This window comes from Streptomyces sp. NBC_00158, assembly GCF_045160885.1.
GTDB lineage: Bacteria > Actinomycetota > Actinomycetes > Streptomycetales > Streptomycetaceae > Streptomyces.
The window spans coordinates 5,986,418-6,004,443 of sequence record NZ_CP108161.1 but is presented as its reverse complement, the minus strand read 5'-3'; the positions used below and the strand labels follow the sequence as shown (position 1 = coordinate 6,004,443).

The window sequence follows — 18,026 nt, the reverse complement described above, 5'->3', positions numbered from 1 at the left end:
GCTAGATGAGGTCCTTGCCGTAGTTGAGGTCGGTCGGCCGGTAGCCGAGGGACTCGTACAGGCGCAGGGCCGGGGTGTTGGCGGTGAACACGTGCAGCGCCAGCACCCGGTGTCCGGCGGCGATGGCGGTGCGCTCCGCGAGCAGCATCAGGTCGCGGCCGTACCCGTGGCCGCGGTGATCCTCGGCGACGGCGACGTCGTAGACGTACGAGCCCTCCCCGGCGGCCGCGACCCACACGTGGCCGACGGGGGCGCCGGCCGCCTCCAGGACGGCGAAGGTGACCCCGGGGGTGGCGAGCCCCCGCGGGAGCTGCTCGTCGTGGTCGGCCAGTGATTTGGCCCGGGCTGCCTCCTCCGGCATCCCCCGGGCCACCCAGCTCGCCGCGTAGTCGGCGCGGGCCCGCACCTCCCAGGCCGCGTACTCGGCGTCGGTCATGGGCCGGCCCAGGACCCCCTCGGAGAGGGCGGGCGGGGCGGCCGGGAGCTCCTTGGCCATGTTGCGGCTGGACTCGGCGTACCCGAGGGCGGCGGCGAGCCGCAGGCCGCCCGGGGAACCGGCCGGGACCGAGATCCGCACCCGGCGGCAGCCCCAGCCGCGCAGCACCTCCTCGGCGGCGAGCGCCGCGACGGTGGCACGGCCGCGGCGGCGGTCCGGCTCTTCGATGGCCAGGTCCCGGATCTCCCCCACCGTCGGCCCGAAGGGCGTGTCGGCGGCGATCAGCAGCGCCCCGACGCGCCTGCTGTTGACGCGGACCTCGTACGGGCGCGAGCGCGCGCCGGAGTCGCTCTGCTGCAGCGGCCCGCTCGGCCGCAGGGTGGTGGTCATCGTCGAGTTCTACCCGCCCCGCGCCGCCGTGACCACGGGGCGTGGGGCGGCTCGGGGCGCCCGGCGGATCGCTCAGGGGTCGATGTCGGAGGCGGCGCGCTCGTCGAAGACCCGCATGGCCTTGGCCGTGACGGGGCCGGGGACGCCGGTCAGGACGCGTCCGTCGACCCGGTGGACGGCCTGGACGTCGCGCAGGGTGGAGGTCAGGAAGACCTCCTCGGCGCGCTCCAGGACGTCGAGGGGGAGGTCGGTCTCCTTCGCGCCGGTCCATTCGACGGCCAGCGCGCGGGTGATGCCCGCGAGGCAGCCGGAGGCGACGGGCGGGGTGTGGAGCTCGCCGTCGAGGACGACGAAGACGTTGGAGCCGGTGCCCTCGCAGAGCTGTCCGACGGTGTTGGCGAAGAGGGCCTCGGAGGCTCCCGCCCGGTTGGCGCGGTCGAGGGCGACCACGTTCTCGGCGTACGAGGTGGTCTTGAGGCCGGTCAGCGGGGAGCGCTCGTTGCGGACCCACGGGACGGTGATCACGGCGGTGGTGTCGGGGCGGCGGGCGGTCTCGCCGAGGGCGACGGTGAGCGTGGGTCCGGCGTCGCCGCGGTCGGAGCCGAGCGGGGACGTGCCGCCGGTGTAGGTGATCCGGAGCCGGCCGAGCGGGACGGGGTTCGCCTCCAGTACGGCGGCGCAGGCGCGGCGGACCTCGTCGAGGTCGGGGTCCGGCAGGCCCAGGCCGCGCGCGGAGCGGGTGAGCCGCTCCAGGTGGCGGGTGAGGGCGAAGAGGGTGCCGTCCTGTGCCTTGAGCGTCTCGAAGACCCCGTCGCCCACGGTCAGCCCGTGGTCCAGTACGGAAACCTTCGCGTCATCGGCGTCGCGCAGCGTGCCGTCGAGCCAGATCCTCACCGTACGGTTCCTCCACTCAGGTCGTGCGTCGTCTCGTGTACGCCGGGCAGGGGCTGTCCGGAGGCCAGTGCGACCAGCCGGGCGGCCTTCAGCTCGGTCTCGGCCCATTCCCGTTCCGGGTCGGAGCCCCAGGTGATCCCGGCGCCGGTGCCGAAGCTCAGGCGGGGGCCGCCGGGTGCCTCTCGGTCGATCCAGAAGGTGCGGATGCCCACGGCGAGCGCGGCGGTGCCGCGGTCGGCGTCGACCCAGCCGATGCCCCCACAGTAGGGGCCGCGGGGGGCGGTCTCCAGCTCTTCGATGATCCGCAGGGCGGAGGACTTGGGGGCGCCGGTGACCGAGCCGGGCGGGAAGGTGGCGGCGAGCAGCTCGGGCCAGCCGGCGTCCTCGGCGAGTTCGCCGCTGACGGTGGAGACGAGGTGGACGAGGCCGGGGTGCTCCTCCAGGGCGCACAGCTCGGGGACGGTGACGGAGCCGGTGGAGCAGACGCGGCCGAGGTCGTTGCGTACGAGGTCCACGATCATCACGTTCTCGGCGTGGTCCTTGGGCAGCAGGTCGGCGGCGGTGCGGCCGGTGCCCTTGATGGGGCCGGACTCGATGTGGCGGCCGTCGCGGCTCAGGTAGAGCTCGGGGGAGGCGGTGGCGATCTCGACGCCGTGGGCCCTGAGCCGAATCGTTCCTGCATAGGGGGCGGGGTTGCCGCGCGCGAGGAGCGAGGTCAGGGCGTCCACGTCGGCGGTGGCCGGGTCCGGCAGGGGCGCGGACATGACCCGGCAGAGATTGGCCTGGTAGACCTCCCCCGCCGCGATGTACTCGCGGATCCGCCGGACGCCCGCGACGTACGCGGAGCGGTCGAGCGAGGAGGACCAGCGGCCCGCCGCCGGCCCCCGCCAGGCGCCGGGCACGGGCGCGGGTACGGGGTCGGGGCGTATGTCTCCGAAGCGCGCGCAGACCAGCCGGCCTTCGAAGTCTGCGGTCACCGCCCAGAACCCGGTGGAGTCGAGGGCCGAGGGGTCGCTTGTGACGTCTCGGAGGTCGGTCGCGAGAAGGCCGCCGAAGCGGGCCAGGGGAGGCAGGTCGTGCACGGCTGCGAGTCTATGACCGGTGGCGCGATGGCGCCGGTGAGGTGACCGACGGGTGACCTCTGGTGATCGGGTGGCAGCACGCTGCGGAAACGCGTTTTTGAGCTGGCCCGGGAATCCGCTAGAGTTCAACACGTCGCCAGGGAGCGCCGGGAAAAACCCCGGAGCGAACACGGTGACACTGCGGACGTAGCTCAGTTGGTAGAGCACCACCTTGCCAAGGTGGATGTCGCGAGTTCGAGTCTCGTCGTCCGCTCTGAGTGGGGGATCTTCCCGAGAACCCCTGCACACTCCGAGGTGGAGTGGCCGAGAGGCGAGGCAACGGCCTGCAAAGCCGTCTACACGGGTTCAAATCCCGTCTCCACCTCCAAGGACGATTAGCTCAGCGGGAGAGCGCTTCCCTGACACGGAAGAGGTCACTGGTTCAATCCCAGTATCGTCCACTTGGATCCTCACGGATCCACCCGCGCGATTAGCTCAGCGGGAGAGCGCTTCCCTGACACGGAAGAGGTCACTGGTTCAATCCCAGTATCGCGCACGCAACACCGCCCGACCTGCGGCTTCGCATCACGCGAAGAGGGTCCCCGCGCGATTAGCTCAGCGGGAGAGCGCTTCCCTGACACGGAAGAGGTCACTGGTTCAATCCCAGTATCGCGCACCGCACCGGAAGCCCCGGCCGTCTCGACGGCCGGGGCTTCCGCGTTCTCCGCCCTCTGAATGCGGATGCGCGACATACGGGCATGCGAAATGCAGACGCGCGAAAAAGGGTGCTGCCCGTCCGACTCCCCAGTCGTACGGGCAGCACCCTTCACCTGCCGTCCGTCGCGCCCCCGTCCCCACGGGGTACGACAGGCCGATGTCCCGGTCCGGACCGCTCTTCCGGACCCGGGGCGCCGCTCAGCGCCCCAGCATCACGCCCACGGACGACGCCTGCGCCGCCACCTGCTCGAAGCCCCCGAAGAGGAAGAGCAGGAGGGCGGCCAGGGGGAGGACCATGGCCGCGGCCACCAGCGGGTGGCGCGTACCGGACTCATGGCCGTTGAACGCGAATGCCTTGCGTCCCTGCCGTGCGAAGTCCGCCATGGTCCTCTCCCTGTCGTCTGGCAGCGGCGGGCCCGTGACCTCGGGGGACGAGTGCGCCACCCGCCGCTTGTCTTCAACACTAGGCCGCCGGAAGGGCCCTGGCCTCATGCCCTCGTACCCATTGCCGGGCCTCCAGGAGGATGACGAGGCCGGTCCCCGCGTACTCCCCTGGGTGGAGATCGCTCCCCCGTGATGGGGGTCTTCCCGGAGGGGGCTATCGGAGCGTAGTGACTTCGCTCACTTCCGTCACTCCCCGCACACGCATGTCTTCGTACGGGGCGTTGACGACCCCGCCCGCCGGGGCGGGCGCAGCACCCCCGGAGCCGGCCCGCCCGGGAAGCCGCGTGGGCGCCAATCCCCTTGGCCCGAGGGCGGTTTGGGAGAGGGCGGCGGGGCGGGGTGCCGGAAGGGGCCGGGAGCTGTCACACCCTCAAGTGGCCCGCCCCGCACTGACAATCGAATCTCCCCGGGAGGGCGCGGCCTCTGAGCGCTCGTGCCGGATGGTCCGTAAGCTGTGCCAGGTCAGCAGGACGACCGTCAGCGGGGTGGACATGGCGATGATGCGGCTCCGGCGCGAGGACCCGCGTGTCGTCGGCTCGTTCAGACTGCACCGGCGGCTCGGAGCCGGCGGTATGGGCGTGGTCTACCTGGGGTCGGACCGGCGCGGCCAGCGCGTGGCCCTCAAGGTGATCCGGCCCGACCTGGCCGAGGACCAGGAGTTCCGCTCCCGCTTCGCGCGCGAGGTGTCCGCCGCCCGGCGGATCCGCGGCGGCTGCACGGCACGGCTGGTGGCCGCCGATCTGGACGCCGAGCGCCCCTGGTTCGCCACCCAGTACGTGCCCGGCCCCTCGCTGCACGACAAGGTCGCCGAGGAAGGGCCCCTGACGGCCGCGCAGATCGCCGCGATCGGCGCCGCGCTCTCCGAGGGCCTGGTCGCCGTGCACGAGGCGGGGGTGGTCCACCGGGACCTGAAGCCCTCGAACATCCTGCTCTCCCCCAAGGGCCCCCGCATCATCGACTTCGGCATCGCCTGGGCGACCGGTGCGAGCACCCTCACCCATGTGGGCACCGCCGTCGGCTCCCCCGGCTTCCTCGCGCCCGAGCAGGTGCGCGGCGCCGCAGTCACCCCGGCCACCGACGTGTTCGCGCTCGGTGCCACCCTCGCGTACGCGGCAACCGCCGACTCGCCCTTCGGGCACGGCAGTTCCGAGGTGATGCTGTACCGCGTGGTGCACGAGGAACCGCACCTGGTCGGCGTACCGGACGCGCTCGCGCCGCTGGTGCGGGCCTGCCTGGCCAAGGACCCCGAGGAACGGCCGACCACGCTCCAGCTGTCGATGCGGCTGAAGGAGATCGCCGCCCGCGAGGCGCAGGGGCTGGGCGACGGACGCCCGCCGGCGCAGCGGGCCCGCGTGGAGCGGCCCGTGGCGCGGCCCGACGGGCGGGCCGCGGGCCAGGCCGACCGCAGCACGGAGCGGCGTACCGGGGGCGCGACCCCCGTCGCCAGGCCGCAGGGGCCCCACAGCGGCCCCCAGTCGCGGCCCTCGTCGTCCCGCAACCCCGGATCCACCGCCGGGCGCACGGGGGGCCGCACGGGCCCGCGTACGACCGGCACCGGGCGCCGCCCGTCGCGGCCGGACCCGAAGCTGCTGCGGCAGCGGCTGATCGTGTTCGTCGTGGTCACCCTGATCGTGGCCCTGGGCATCGCCCTCGCGCAGAAACTCTGAAGGGGTGCCCGCCGGCCGGCGGGCACCCCTTCGAACGTGACCGCGACTACGCGCGGCCGCTGCCGGCCACCGCGTAGAAGGCGACGGCCGCGGCGGCACCCACGTTCAGCGAGTCCACGCCGTGCGCCATGGGGATGCGCACCCACTCGTCGGCGGCGACCAGCGCCTGCGTGGACAGCCCGTCGCCCTCCGCGCCCAGCATCAGCGCGACCCGGTCCAGGGTCTGCGGGGCGGCCACGTCGATCGGCGAGGCCTTCTCGTGCGGGGTGAGGGCGAGGAGCTTGAAGCCCGCCTCCCGGACCGTGTCGAGGCTCTTGGGCCAGGCCTCCAGGCGGGCGTACGGCACGGAGAACACCGCGCCCATCGACACCTTCACCGAGCGCCGGTACAGCGGGTCCGCGCAGTCCGGCGACAGCAGCACCGCGTCCATGCCGAGGGCGGCGGCGCTGCGGAAGATGGCCCCGATGTTGGTGTGGTCGTTGACCGCCTCCATGACGGCCACCCGGCGCGCCGACGACAGCAGCTCCTGGGCCGTGGGCAGCGGCTTGCGCTGCATCGAGGCGAGCGCGCCGCGGTGCACGTGGTAGCCGGTGACCCGCTCGGCGAGGTCCGGGCTGACGGCGTAGACCGGGGCGGGGAGCTCGTCGATGACGTCGCGCATGACGTCGACCCACTTGGCCGACAGCAGCATCGAGCGCATCTCGTACCCGGCGTCCTTGGCCCGCCGGATGACCTTCTCCCCCTCTGCGATGAACAGGCCCTCGGCGGGCTCGCGGCGGCGCCGGAGCTCGACGTCGGTCAGGCCCGTGTAGTCGCGCAGGCGCGGGTCGTCGGGGTCTTCGATGGTGATGAGATCAGCCACAGGGTGATACTGCCTTGTCCTGGGTGCGGTGCCAACGGCCTGTCAGGCGCCGGCGAGGGGTGCGTTGACGCGGACGACGTCGCCGATCACGATGACGGCGGGCGGCCGGACCTCCTGCGCCTTGACCGTCTCGCCGACGGTCGCGAGGGTGGCGTCCACCCGGCGCTGGGTGGCGGTGGTGCCCTCCTGGACGACCGCGACGGGCGTGTCGGCGGAGCGGCCGTGGCGCACCAGGGCCTCGGCGATCAGGCCGATCTTGTCGACGCCCATGAGGATGACGATCGTGCCGGTGAGCTTGGCGAGGGCCGCCCAGTCGACGAGGGAGCGCGGGTCGTCCGGTCCGACGTGGCCGCTGACCACGGTGAACTCGTGCGCCACCCCGCGGTGGGTGACGGGGATCCCGGCGGCGCTCGGCACGGAGATGGAGCTGGAGATGCCCGGCACGACGGTGCAGGCGATCCCCTCGGCGGCGAGGGCCTGGAGCTCCTCCATGCCGCGGCCGAATACGTACGGGTCCCCGCCCTTGAGCCGGACCACGGCCTTGCCGGCCTTGGCGTGCTCGATGAGGGCGTTGTTGATGGCCTCCTGCGCCATGAACCGGCCGTACGGGATCTTCGCGGCGTCGATGACCTCGACGTGCGGCGGGAGCTCGTCGAGCAGGTCGCGGGGGCCGAGCCGGTCGGCGATGACCACGTCGGCCTCGGCGAGCAGGCGGCGGCCGCGCACGGTGATCAGGTCGGGGTCGCCGGGCCCGCCGCCGACGAGGGCGACACCGGGGACGCGGGGGCGGGCGGCGGTCAGGGAGCCGTCGCGCAGCCCCTCGACGACCGCGTCGCGCACGGCGGCGGAGCGGCGCGGGTCGTTGCCGCTGAGCACGGCGACGGTGACGCCCTCCACCCGGCCGGTGGCCGGGGTCCAGGCGGTGGCGGCGTCGGCGTCGTCGGCGCGCACGCACCAGACCCGGCGGCTCTCGGCCTCGGCGGAGGCGGCGTCGTTGGCGGCCCGGTCCCGGGTCGCGATCAGCGCGTACCAGGCACCGTCGAGGTCGCCGTCCTGGTAGCGGCGGCGCTCCCAGCGGATCTCGCCGGTCTCGGCCATCACGTCCACGGACGGGGTCGCGGAGGGGGAGATCAGCAGCACGTCGGCACCGGCCGCGACGAGCGCGGGCAGCCGGCGCTGGGCGACCTGCCCGCCGCCGATGACGACGACGCGGCGCCCTGCCAGACGGAGTCCTACGGGGTAGGCGGGGTGTGCCGGGTTTGCCATGGCGGTTGCGGCTCCTGATGCGGCGGGGTGTGGACGGCGGCTGCCGCTGCTGCGCTGGAGCGGCTGGTCGGGCACACGGTGCGGGGCGCCCGTCCGGGACCACGATACGTCCCACGGGCGCCGACGGTACCTGCGGGGCCGAACTTCGGGACGGGGGTTTCGCCTGGTCGGGGCGGGAATGGCGGGATCCCGGCGGCCCGGATCAGGAGTGGCCGGGGCCCCGGGGCTGGACCAGCAGGAACGGGCCGCCACCGACGAGACGAGTCTCCGGGCCCTGCCCGGGCCCCCACACCTGCCATTCCGCACCAAGAGCGCGGCTACCTGCACGAGAGACCGACCACAGCCCCCCTGCGCACCCCGGGGACGCATCAGACCGCTACGCGCTCCTCCCACCCTTACGTTTGCGGCCCGTCTGGGTCTGCTCCTCGGCGGGCTGGACGTTGTCCACGGCGGTCGTGAACTCTCGCCCGGACGCACCACGGATGTAGGCCAGCTCCATCCAGCGCTCGATGCCGGTGTCGGAGACGTTCTCGTTGACCACGGCCATCAGCACGCCCTCAACGCCCGAGGCGATGTCGCGTACCCGGCGGCGGAGGAGGCGGTGGGGGACGTACTCGTACTGCTCACTCATGGGGCGGCTCCTCGAACGAGTCGAGGAAGCACTCCCAGCCGCGACGTGCGCGGTCGAGCAGGTCCTGACTGGGCACGGACACGGTCTGCGTCCTGTAGACGGGGGTGTCGCGATTGAGCAGGTCACTGACGCTGCCGGACACGGTCTGGCGGTGACCATTGCGCTTCTGGGGGGACACTGCACCTCTCTACGGTCTCGGTCAGGCGGCTGTGACCAGTCAACTGCTCCAGGCGTTTGGATGGATGGGCCAGGAGGCATGGCCATTCCGTGGAAATGGCCACGTTTCATGGCCGGGGGGCGACGATGAAGACCGAGGACGCAGGCCACGGCATGGAGCCGATCGGACAACTGCTTCGCCGCCTGCGGACGGCGAGCGGGCGGACTCAGGAGGGGCTGGCGGCAGACCTCTCGGCGCGGCGGGGCTATCCCCTGGAGCAGGCGGCGGTGTCGAGGTGGGAGACCCACGAGCGGCTTCCGGATCCGGTCTCGCGGACGCTGCTGGCCGCAGAGTTCGGCGTGCCGGAGCAGGAACTGTGCCGCGCCGTCGCCCTGGCCCGACGGCTTCGCCGACTGGAGAAGCAGACTGATCAGGAGAACGATGTGAATCGCCGAGGATTCATGGCGGGCGCCGGGATCGCCGTCATACAGCCGTCGTCGTTGCTGGCATCGGGACGAAGGATCGGCGCTGACGTGCCGGAACAGCTGAGCCAGAGGACCGCCCGGCTCAGGCGGCTGGATGACTTCGTCGGGGGTGGTGATACCTACCGCATGTACGTCCGCGAGCTGGAGGGCACGACCCGACTGGCCGATGAAGGCGTCTACTCCGAGCCCACGGGGCGCGCCCTGCGGGGAATCATCGCCGAACAGGCCCAGCTCGCCGGCTGGGCAGCATACGACGCCGGCCACTACAGCGAGGCCCGCAGCCACTACATGACTGCCTTGGCGGCTTCCCGGGCAGCACAGGACTCGGCGCTTGAAGGCAACTCGCTGGCGTTTCTCGCGTACCTGGAATGGACCGTGGGCGGGAGCGCCGGGGTCAAGTTCGCCACGGCCGCCTACGAGGCACTAGGCAGGGACGCCGCACCAGCGGTGCGGGCGCTATTGGCGGACCGGCTGGCGTGGCAGCACGCGACTTCCGGCAACTCCCGAGAAGCGGACTACTCCCTCAAGGCCGCAGAGGAGGCCATCCACGGCGTGAGCGACGCTGCTGCGCCCGACTGGGTCTACTGGGTGGACCACGACGAGATCGCGATCATGACCGGGCGGTGCTGGGCAGAGTTGCACCGGCCCCTTCGGGCCATCCCGGCGCTAGAGGACGCCCTCAGCAGGTACGACGACACCCGGGCACGGGACAAGGCGCTGTACCTCTCCTGGCTCGCATCTGCCTACCTCGACGCGGGTGAGGTCGAGCACGCGACCGCGATCACGAGCCGGGTACTCGACCTCTCCGAGGGACTCTCGTCGGTCAGACCGGCGGCGCGGGCACACGCGATGGTCAAGCGGCTGGAGCCCCACCACGCCCTTGCCCCGGTCAGCGCGCTGCTGGAGCGTGTGAAGGCCTACCGTGTGGCGCGGGTGATCCAATCCAGGTAGTCGGCACGACCGGCATCGATACCGAAGGCGATCACCTCAGGTGAGTCATACGGGTGGTTGTGGACGATGTGGCCCTCCAATGCCTCCCGCCGATCACCAGCCGTGCGGAACGTCACCTGGTACTCGTTCCCCTCGACGACCTCACCGAGATGCCGATATGTGGTCTCGATCGGTCCTGTCACCTGCCCGGAGGCCGCCAGACCTGCCTCCACCGCCGACCGCGACAGCTTCCGCGCGGCGTCGTGAGTGTCCACGGTAGTGATCACAATCAAGAAGTCAGCCATACCGACAACGTATCCGCCACACAAACCCGTTGGGGCCGGACGGCAGGTACACAGCCTCCACCCTCGCTCATGAATCGACGTGCGGCCAGCGATGGCCGGCGTCGTGCAGCTTGCTCAACGCCGATTGATCGTTGGCCACCAGCACCTGCGCCAGCCGGGCCGCTGCGGCAACCACGGCGGACCAGCCCGGTGCGTCCAGATAGTCTTCGTCGCCCGCATCAGCGCCGACCGAGGCCTGCACCTCGCTGAAGGCGGCACCGAGACCCGCCATCAACTCGACCTCCTCCTCACTACGGAGGCACTGCCCCAGCCAGGGCAGAGGGTTGCTCGCATCGCAGAAGTCGTCGAAGAGCACGTGCACCGTGTAGTCGAGGCCCTCGAACCGACCCGGATCGAGCCAAACCTCTCGCTGCCACGTCGGGCTGGCCAGAGCCACGACCGCAGGCACGACATGGAGGCGGTGGTAGGGCAGAGCAATACCGTGATCAATCACGAGGCAAGAGTACGTACCTCGCGATCGACCGCGACCGTGAACTCAACCTCGCAGCCTGGCCTTTGGAACCCAACCGGCCCCGCCTTCCGGCGGGGCCGGACCCATCACCTCAGACCGTGCGGCCGAAGTAGGCGGCGAGCCGGTCGAGCAGTGGGGCATCCTCCGAATCGGCCTTCGAGGGGCCGAACATGCCGGCCTGAGAACGGACGGCGTCGGGGTAGTTGCCGTACCAGGTCCGGTAGGCGGCCTCGACGGCGTCCGGGTCGCCCGCACGGTCCTGGCCGGTGGCGGTCGCCAGGTCCCAGCCGTGCAGCACCGCCTCCAGCAGGTGCAGGTCCGCCAGGCGCGGCCCCAGCCCACCCCCGGGCAGCGGCATCTGCCGCTGGAGCGCACCCTCGCCCTGCCAGGCGGCCAGAACCTCCTTGGCCCCCTCGGCATAGACCTCACCGGGCTGCCGCTCACCGATGTTGTCCCGGGCGAACAGCCCGAAGTCGGGGGCACCGCCACCGGCAAGGGTCACGTAGTAGGGGTTGCCGGCCACCATGTGGTTGGCCAGGGCCCGCACGTCGAAGTCTTCGCACGGGGTGGGCAGCCCGTACTGGCCGGGGGTGGTGTTGCCGAGCAGCTCTGCCGTGTGGGTCAGGGCCTTTTCGAGCAGCTGGATGTCCTGGGTCATGATGATCGCGCCTTTCCTCGATGGTGACGGGCACCTCCGCCCCTGTTCAGGGGCCCTGGATGCGCCGACAACCCCACAGTGGACCCACTTGCGGACAGCCTCGGTCCGCATCTCAATATCGAAGGAAAGGTGCCTGATGGCCCCCGTGCAGATGAGCCGGGCGGAAGCGGTCTCGCAAGTGCAGCGGATCATGGACGCCGACTACACCTCCGAAGCCGAGGTGGACGGTCTGCTGACAAGGCTCGACAGGGCCCTCGCCTGTCGGTCCGGGTACGTCAGCGACCTGATCTTCTGGCCACCGGAACGGGAGCTGTCGGCCGAGGAAGTAGTCGACAAGGCCATGGCGTACCAGCCGATCGCCTTGTGACGCCCTTCGTCGCGGGCTCTCTCGGGTGGGCGGATACAGTGCGGTGGATCATCGGGGATGCCGGTCTTGGGGGGATGAAATGGGACGCAACAAGCTGCCCGTGCAGAACGCCGGCAAGAGCGACCTCTGTCTCTTCATCGAGCCGTACGGCGAGGACTACTACCTGAAGCCCGGTGAAGTCTTCACGGTCGCCCCGGAAGCCGAAGGGATCGACGTCTGGTTCACCACGGTCGTCTGGGAGGGCGGCATCACCGTCTGGCCCTACGAGGACGGCGATCCGCACAAGGTCGTCCTTGAGTACACCGTGACCGACGCCAACGGAACGGTGTTGGAGTGCGGTCACCAGAGGCCCCCGAAGCCGACCGCTTAGTCGCCCCAGACGGGCCGCAGACGCCGAGACGCGGGGAGCGCGTAGCGATCTGACGCGCCTGGAGGAGCCTTTCGCTGCCCTGACCGCCGTCTCATGACAGCAGCTGCCCAGGACGGCCGACGGACGCTGAGGAATGAGGAGCGCGTAGCGATCTGACGCGCTCCGGGGCTCCGCAGGCCGCTCTGATCGGCCTCTCGTGCGGGTAGCCGGTCCCTGGCCCCTCGCCTCGGCCCTGACGGGGCCGCTCCTCTGCTCCTGCCCCGTGCCGTTCTTTTGGGGGTTTCCCGTCAGTCTTTCGGCTTTCCGGGGCGGGTCGGTCTGTCAAGGGTGGCCGAAGGCCATCGCGAAGCGACGCGACGAAGGAGCGCCCTTGACGGGCCGGCCCGACGCGGAAGGACGATGGGACTGACGGGAAACCCCCAAACCAGCTGCGAGACCGCCCATGAGGATGCCGCTCCCCCACCCCACCGGCCCGCACCCGGGGAGGCGGGTGGGCAGCCACCGACCCGCCCCCACCCCCTCGAGGGGGAGATAGCGGGCCCGGGCCGGGGGCCGCTACGCCGCCGGGGCCGGACACCCTGTGGTGTCCGGCCCCGGCCCGTGCGCGTACGTACGTACCCGCTACTTCTCCGTCACGCCCGCCGAGTCGAACGTGGCCACCTCGTGCATCGCGCGGGCCGCGCTCTGGACCAGGGGGAGGGCCAGGAGGGCGCCGGTGCCTTCGCCGAGGCGGAGGTCCAGGTCGACCAGGGGGCGCAGGCCGAGCTTGTTGAGCGCGGCCACGTGGCCCGGTTCCGCGCTGCGGTGGCCGGCGATGCAGGCCGACAGGGCCTCGGGGGCGATGGCGCGGGCCACCAGGGCGGCCGCGCCGGCGCTCACGCCGTCCAGGATGACCGGGGTGCGCAGGGAGGCGCCGCCGAGCAGGAGGCCGACGATCGCGGCGTGCTCCAGGCCGCCGATGGCCGCCAGGACGCCGATCGGGTCGTTGGGGTCGGGCTGGTGGAGCTCCAGGGCACGGCGTACGACGTCGACCTTGCGGGCGTGCGTCTCGTCGTTGATGCCGGTGCCGCGTCCGGTGACCTCCGCCGGGTCGACTCCGGTGAAGACGGAGATGAGGGCGGCCGACACCGTGGTGTTGGCGATGCCCATCTCACCCGTCAGCAGCGCCTTGTTGCCCGCCGCGACGAGGTCGCGCGCCGTCTCGATGCCGACCTCGATGGCCGCGATGGCGTCCTCGCGGGACATCGCGGGGCCGACGGACAGGTCGTCCGTGCCCGGGCGGACCTTGCGCGGGAGCAGGCCCGGGGTGGCGGGGAGGTCCCCGGCGACGCCGACGTCGATGACGCAGACCTCGGCGCCGACCTGGTTGGCGAAGGCGTTGCAGACGGCCCCGCCGCCCAGGAAGTTGGCCACCATCTGCGTGGTGACCTCCTGGGGCCACGGGGTGACGCCCTGGGCGTGGACACCGTGGTCACCGGCGAAGATCGCGACGGCGGCGGGCTCCGGGATCGGCGGCGGGCAGACCCGGGACAGGCCGGACAGCTGCGCGGAGATGATCTCCAGCATGCCGAGGGCGCCCGCGGGCTTCGTCATGCGCTTCTGCCGCTCCCAGGCCTCGCCGAGCGCCTTCGCGTCGAGCGGGCGGATGCTGGCGACGGTCTCGGAGAGCAGGTCGTGCGGGGCTTCGCCGGGCAGCGCCCGGCGGCCGTACGTCTCCTCGTGGACGACCCACGCCAGCGGGCGGCGCTGGGACCAGCCCGCCTGCATCAGCTCCGGCTCCTCGGGGAACTCGTCGACGTAGCCGACGCACAGGTACGCGACGACCTCCAGGTGCTCGGGGAGCCCGAGCGCGCGGACCATCTCGCGCTCGTCGAAGAAGCTCACCCAGCCCACGCCGAGGCCTTCGGCGCGGGCGGCGAGCCAGAGGTTCTCGACGGCGAGGGCGGAGGAGTACGGGGCCATCTGCGGCTGGGTGTGCCGGCCGAGGGTGTGGCGGCCGCCGCGGGTGGGGTCGGCGGTGACGACGATGTTCACCGGGGTGTCGAGGATGGCCTCGATCTTCAGTTCCTTGAACTGCTTGGCCCGGCCCTTGGGCAGCGACTTGGCGTACGCCTCGCGCTGCTTCTGGGCGAGCTCGTGCATCGTCCGGCGGGTCTCGGCGGAGCGGATGACGACGAAGTCCCAGGGCTGCGAGTGGCCGACGCTGGGCGCGGTGTGGGCCGCCTCCAGGACGCGCAGCAGCACCTCGTGCGGGATGGGGTCGGTGCGGAAGCCCTTGCGGATGTCGCGGCGCTCGCGCATGACGCGCAGCACGGCCTCGCGCTCCGCGTCGGCGTACCCGGGGGCGGGCTCGCCGACGGGCTCCGCCGGGGCGGCGGGGCCCTCGGCGGCGGCGTCGGCTGCCTCCGCTGCGGCCGGGGCGGGCTCGGCGGCTCCGGCGGGCTGTACGGGCTCGGGCTGCGGCGCGTCGGCGGGCTCCGGCGCGACGGCGGCTGCTGCGGCGGGCGCCTCGGGCTGGACCACCGTCTCTGCGGGGCCCGCCTCGGTGACGGGCGCCGCCACGGCGCCGGGCGCTTCGGCGGGCTCGGCGGCCTGCGCGGGCTCGGCCGGGGTCACCGGCGCCTCGGGCGCGGCTTCGGCGGCGGGTACGGCCTCCGGGGCCGGCGGCGCGGCCTCGGCCGGGGTGTCGGCGGCGGGAGCGGCCGCCTCGGGCGCCCCGGGGGCTGCGACGGCCTCGACGACGACCTCGGCGGCGGCCTCGGCAAGGACCTCAGCGGCGGCTTCGGGGGCCGCCGGGGCCTCCTCGGCGGCCGGAGCTGCCGGAGCGGCCTGCGGAGCGGTCTCCTGCCCGGCCTCCGGCGCGGCCTGGTCGGCGACGGCCTCGACCGGGGCGGCAGCGACCGGGGCGGCGGTGGCCTCGGCCGCGACGCCCTCGGCGACGACCGGTTCGGCCGTCCACGGGCTACCGGCCTGCGGCGGGACCTCACCGGGCTGCGCCAGGACGGGACCCCCGTCGAGGTACTCGGGGCCGGGGACGGCGGCGGGGTCGGCCGGCGCGGCTTCCGGCGCGGCTTCCGGACCGGCCTCGGCGGCGGGCAGGGGCTCGGGAGCCGGCAGGGCCTCGGCGGCCGGGGCGACGGCCTCGGCAGCCTGGGCGGCGGCGGCCTCGGCGGCGGCCTCGGCGGCCTGGATGGCGGCGGCCACCTGGGGGGCCAGCACCACGACGGGCTCGGCGGCGACGGGCTGGGCCGGAGCGGGCTCCGCCACCACGGCCTGCGCCACCACCGGCTCAGCGCCGACGGCCTCCGGCGCGACGGCGACGGCCTCGACACCAATGACCTCGGCACCGACAACCTCGGCACCAACGGCTTCGACACCCACGACGGCCTCCGCCACCACGGGCTCCACCACGGCCTCAGTCACGCCCTCGGCCACAACGGCCTGCGCCGGCACCGCGCCCTGCTCAGCGGCAACACCCTGCTCGGCGGGCGCCGCCTGCTCGACCGGAACGCCCTGCTCGGCGGGCACGGCTTCCGCCGCACCAGGAGCCATCTGCACACCGGGCGCCACCTGCACCCCAGGAGCGACCTGCACCCCCGGAGCCACCTGCACGCCCGGGGTCATCGCGACGCCCGGCGCCACCGGCGCGGCGGCCGGGCCCCGGTCGGCGAGGGAGCGTACGACTCCCCCGGTGGCGTCGGGCACGGGCGGGCCCATGTGCAGCGGGCGGCGCGGCGGCATCACGGCGGAGGCGGGCGGGACCTGCCCGGCGGCGGGGGCCGCGGGCGGGACGACGAGGCCGCCGAGGTCGAGTGAGCCGGAGTCGCGGCCGCCGGTCTCGTGCGCGCCGGCGCTGTACGCGGCGGGGTCGGCGAAGGTGCCGGGGGCGGGGTAGCCCGCCTCGGGGAAGCCGGGCGCGGGCTGTCCGGGCGCGGGGAAGGCCTCGGGGTAGCCGGGGTCGGGGAAGCCGAGGTGTCCGGGCTCGGGGTAGCCGGCGGCGGGGGCCTGCTGGTACTCGGTGTAGACGGGTTCGGCCGGGAATTCGCCGGGGAAGGCGGGGACCGGGGGAACCACCTGCGGGTCGCTCCAGGAGCCCTGCCCGTGGCCGCTCGGCATCAGCAGCAGTTCCTCGTCCTCGGCTTCGGAAGGGTCGTCCACGAGGTCCTGGAACGCGTAGCCGGCCGGGGCCTGCGGCGGCATGGGGGGCAGGGGCGGCATCGGGGGGACCGGAGCGGGAATGCCCTGCTGATCCACCATGCCCGTGTTGTCCGGGTGACCCTCGCCCGGGACCTGGCCGGTGTCAGTCATGCGTACCCCTCGCCCATCGGTGTTGCCTCTTCGATCGCCCGGCCGCCCACAGGGCCCGCCGTGCGGACTTTGCCGTGCGGGGTCGTCGCGCGGTGCGCGGTCTCGCCCGCCCACGCACAACAACTCCTGAGCATTGTCGCGCTCGTCGGCCTCCGTGTCGGCCAGAAACCGGCACGGTCCGCTGTGGACTGCGCCACGTCGCGCGTCCACCAGGGCGGTACGACGATCGGCCAGCCTACCCCGGGCTCCGTGTCAGCGGGTCACGGGGCGTTCGCCTGCCAGCAGGAACACCACGGAACGCTCCTGTTCCGCCCAGGTCCGGGGGTCGAGGCCGACGGACTGGAGCAGCGCGCACTCGACGGCGTACCCGTGTTCGGTGAGGGTGCGTCCGATGGCCTCGGCCTCGTCGCGCGTGGAGGCGTGGCTGACGATCCGTTCGGGGCGTCGTTCGGCGACGGCGGCGATGACGGCGGGGCCGCCGCCGCCGACGCGGACGACGTCGGGTTCGGGGAGGTTCTCCAGTACGTGTGGAGCGCGGCCCGAGACCACCTGGATCTGGACACCGCGCTTGCGGGCGGCGGCGGTTACGCGTTCGCAGGCGCGCGGGTCGGCGTCGACGGCGATGACGGCGGCGCCGTGGGCGGCGGCGTCCACGGCGAGGGCTCCGGTGCCGGCTCCGATGTCCCAGACGAGGTCGCCGGTGCGGGGGCCGAGGCGGGCGAGCTGGGCGGCGCGCAACTGCACGGACTCCCCTTCGCCGGGCCGGGGTCCGTCGGCGGCGGGCTGCGGGCGGGCCCAGCCGCGTGCGGGGGCGGGTCCGGGGCCGCGGCCCAGGAGCCAGCCGGGGTCGGCGGCGGCGGGGGCGGGGCCGGCGCCGCCGATGACGATGACGACGTTGGGGTCGCGCCAGCTGTGGTCGGCGGCGGCGTCGGAGGTGAGGACGGTGACGCGTTCGCGGTCGGTGCCGAGTTCCTCGCAGATGACGAAGGTGCGGTGGATCCCTTCGAGGAGCAGGGCGAGTTCGGCGGGGCCGGCTCCGGGTGAGGTGAGGACCGCGACCTTGGTGTGGGCGCGGCAGACGTTGACGGCGCGGCGCAGGGTGCGGGGGTGGGCGACGACGACCTGTGCGTCGTCCCAGGGCATTCCGGCGCGGGCGAAGGCGGCGGCGACCGCGGAGACGGCGGGGACGACTTCGACTTCGAGGCCGTGTTCGGGGGCGCGCAGGGTGCGGACGACGCCGAAGAAGCCGGGGTCGCCGTCGGCGAGGACGACGGCGGTGCCGCGGTGGCCGGCGATGCGGCGGGCGGCGAGGCCGAGGCTGCCGAGGCGGATGCGTTCCGCGCCGGGCGGGATCTCGGGGAGCGCGAGGTGGTGGGCGGCTCCGGCCACGAGGGTGGCGGCGGAGAGCGCGGAGCGGGCGGCCGCGGTCAGGGGGGAGCCGTCCCATCCGATCACCGTGACCCGGTCGGCCATCGTCGTCGGTCTCCTGGGGTGGGGGGTGGGGGAAACCGCCTTCGACGCCTTCGTCCTGGTCAGGGGAGATCGGCGGGTTTCAGGGGGTCTCGGG

At 73.2% G+C, this 18,026-nt stretch carries 16 protein-coding genes and 5 tRNA genes; 9 read left to right on the top strand and 12 right to left on the bottom strand.

The window, feature by feature from the left end; translation table 11 throughout:
* Position 1 precedes the first annotated feature (1 nt).
* From OG553_RS27640 to OG553_RS27630, 3 genes are all read right to left on the bottom strand, one after another.
* Positions 2–826: a GNAT family N-acetyltransferase gene (locus OG553_RS27640; RefSeq protein ID WP_405981559.1), complete on the bottom strand. Its 825-nt coding sequence runs from the start codon at positions 824–826 to the stop codon at positions 2–4.
* A gap of 72 nt (positions 827–898) precedes the next feature.
* Positions 899–1,720: an aminotransferase class IV gene (locus OG553_RS27635; protein WP_405981558.1), complete on the bottom strand. Its 822-nt coding sequence runs from the start codon at positions 1,718–1,720 to the stop codon at positions 899–901.
* On the bottom strand, positions 1,717–2,802 hold the full coding sequence (locus OG553_RS27630) for a chorismate-binding protein (protein WP_405981557.1): 1,086 nt from the start codon (positions 2,800–2,802) through the stop codon (positions 1,717–1,719). The genes OG553_RS27635 and OG553_RS27630 overlap by 4 nt, the downstream gene beginning before the upstream one ends.
* Before the next feature lie 180 nt (positions 2,803–2,982).
* Between OG553_RS27630 and OG553_RS27625 the strand changes: the two genes are divergently transcribed.
* The 5 genes from OG553_RS27625 (at position 2,983) to OG553_RS27605 (ending at position 3,457) form a co-directional block, all read left to right on the top strand.
* Positions 2,983–3,055: transfer RNA gene (locus tag OG553_RS27625), tRNA-Gly, on the top strand.
* A gap of 40 nt (positions 3,056–3,095) precedes the next feature.
* Positions 3,096–3,169, top strand: a tRNA-Cys gene (locus tag OG553_RS27620).
* 1 nt (position 3,170) lies between these two features.
* Positions 3,171–3,242: transfer RNA gene (locus tag OG553_RS27615), tRNA-Val, on the top strand.
* Positions 3,243–3,265: 23 nt separating this feature from the next.
* Positions 3,266–3,337, top strand: a tRNA-Val gene (locus OG553_RS27610).
* 48 nt (positions 3,338–3,385) lie between these two features.
* A tRNA-Val gene (locus OG553_RS27605) sits at positions 3,386–3,457 on the top strand.
* A gap of 239 nt (positions 3,458–3,696) precedes the next feature.
* Here OG553_RS27605 and OG553_RS27600 read toward each other — a convergent pair.
* On the bottom strand, positions 3,697–3,882 hold the full coding sequence (locus OG553_RS27600) for a hypothetical protein (RefSeq protein ID WP_405981556.1): 186 nt from the start codon (positions 3,880–3,882) through the stop codon (positions 3,697–3,699).
* Positions 3,883–4,433: 551 nt separating this feature from the next.
* Here OG553_RS27600 and OG553_RS27595 point away from each other — a divergent pair.
* Positions 4,434–5,609, top strand: a complete 1,176-nt coding sequence (locus OG553_RS27595; RefSeq protein WP_405983157.1) for a serine/threonine-protein kinase — start codon at positions 4,434–4,436, stop codon at positions 5,607–5,609.
* A 46-nt stretch (positions 5,610–5,655) separates the two neighbouring features.
* Here OG553_RS27595 and OG553_RS27590 read toward each other — a convergent pair whose 3' ends face one another.
* The 3 genes from OG553_RS27590 to OG553_RS27580 all read right to left on the bottom strand — a co-directional run bounded on the left by OG553_RS27590 (position 5,656) and on the right by OG553_RS27580 (position 8,368).
* Positions 5,656–6,471 carry a TrmH family RNA methyltransferase gene (locus OG553_RS27590; protein WP_405981555.1) on the bottom strand — a complete coding sequence of 272 codons (816 nt, stop codon included), beginning with the start codon at positions 6,469–6,471 and terminating at the stop codon, positions 5,656–5,658.
* A gap of 42 nt (positions 6,472–6,513) precedes the next feature.
* Positions 6,514–7,737, bottom strand: coding sequence for a uroporphyrinogen-III C-methyltransferase (gene cobA, locus OG553_RS27585; protein ID WP_405981554.1), 1,224 nt, complete (start codon positions 7,735–7,737; stop codon positions 6,514–6,516).
* 376 nt (positions 7,738–8,113) lie between these two features.
* Positions 8,114–8,368: a hypothetical protein gene (locus OG553_RS27580; RefSeq protein ID WP_405981553.1), complete on the bottom strand. Its 255-nt coding sequence runs from the start codon at positions 8,366–8,368 to the stop codon at positions 8,114–8,116.
* A gap of 303 nt (positions 8,369–8,671) precedes the next feature.
* Here OG553_RS27580 and OG553_RS27575 point away from each other — a divergent pair, with 303 nt between their 5' ends.
* A complete protein-coding gene (locus OG553_RS27575; RefSeq protein WP_405981552.1) occupies positions 8,672–9,961 on the top strand; it encodes a helix-turn-helix domain-containing protein in 1,290 nt (429 codons plus the stop codon).
* On the opposite strand, the gene cutA is transcribed toward OG553_RS27575, so the two are convergent.
* The 3 genes from cutA to OG553_RS27560 all read right to left on the bottom strand — a co-directional run bounded on the left by cutA (position 9,928) and on the right by OG553_RS27560 (position 11,414).
* Complete coding sequence (gene cutA / locus OG553_RS27570) at positions 9,928–10,245, bottom strand: divalent-cation tolerance protein CutA (protein WP_405981551.1); 318 nt, start codon at positions 10,243–10,245, stop codon at positions 9,928–9,930. The genes OG553_RS27575 and cutA overlap by 34 nt on opposite strands.
* A gap of 67 nt (positions 10,246–10,312) precedes the next feature.
* Positions 10,313–10,738, bottom strand: a complete 426-nt coding sequence (locus OG553_RS27565) for a hypothetical protein (RefSeq protein WP_405981550.1) — start codon at positions 10,736–10,738, stop codon at positions 10,313–10,315.
* Positions 10,739–10,847: 109 nt separating this feature from the next.
* Complete coding sequence (locus OG553_RS27560) at positions 10,848–11,414, bottom strand: TIGR03086 family metal-binding protein (protein WP_405981549.1); 567 nt, start codon at positions 11,412–11,414, stop codon at positions 10,848–10,850.
* Positions 11,415–11,550: 136 nt separating this feature from the next.
* Between OG553_RS27560 and OG553_RS27555 the strand changes: the two genes are divergently transcribed.
* A complete protein-coding gene (locus OG553_RS27555) occupies positions 11,551–11,781 on the top strand; it encodes an e9imm peptide (RefSeq protein ID WP_405981548.1) in 231 nt (76 codons plus the stop codon).
* A 79-nt stretch (positions 11,782–11,860) separates the two neighbouring features.
* Entirely contained in the window at positions 11,861–12,151 is a 291-nt protein-coding gene (locus OG553_RS27550) for a hypothetical protein (RefSeq protein WP_405981547.1), read from the top strand.
* Between the two features lie 621 nt (positions 12,152–12,772).
* Here the strand turns inward: OG553_RS27550 and cobT are convergent.
* Both cobT and cbiE read right to left on the bottom strand, forming a co-directional pair.
* The gene (gene cobT, locus OG553_RS27545; protein ID WP_405981546.1) at positions 12,773–16,459 is read right to left on the bottom strand and encodes a nicotinate-nucleotide--dimethylbenzimidazole phosphoribosyltransferase; all 3,687 of its coding nucleotides are present in this window, start codon (positions 16,457–16,459) and stop codon (positions 12,773–12,775) included.
* 252 nt (positions 16,460–16,711) lie between these two features.
* The gene (gene cbiE, locus OG553_RS27540) at positions 16,712–17,932 is read right to left on the bottom strand and encodes a precorrin-6y C5,15-methyltransferase (decarboxylating) subunit CbiE (RefSeq protein ID WP_405981545.1); all 1,221 of its coding nucleotides are present in this window, start codon (positions 17,930–17,932) and stop codon (positions 16,712–16,714) included.
* Positions 17,933–18,026 lie beyond the last annotated feature (94 nt).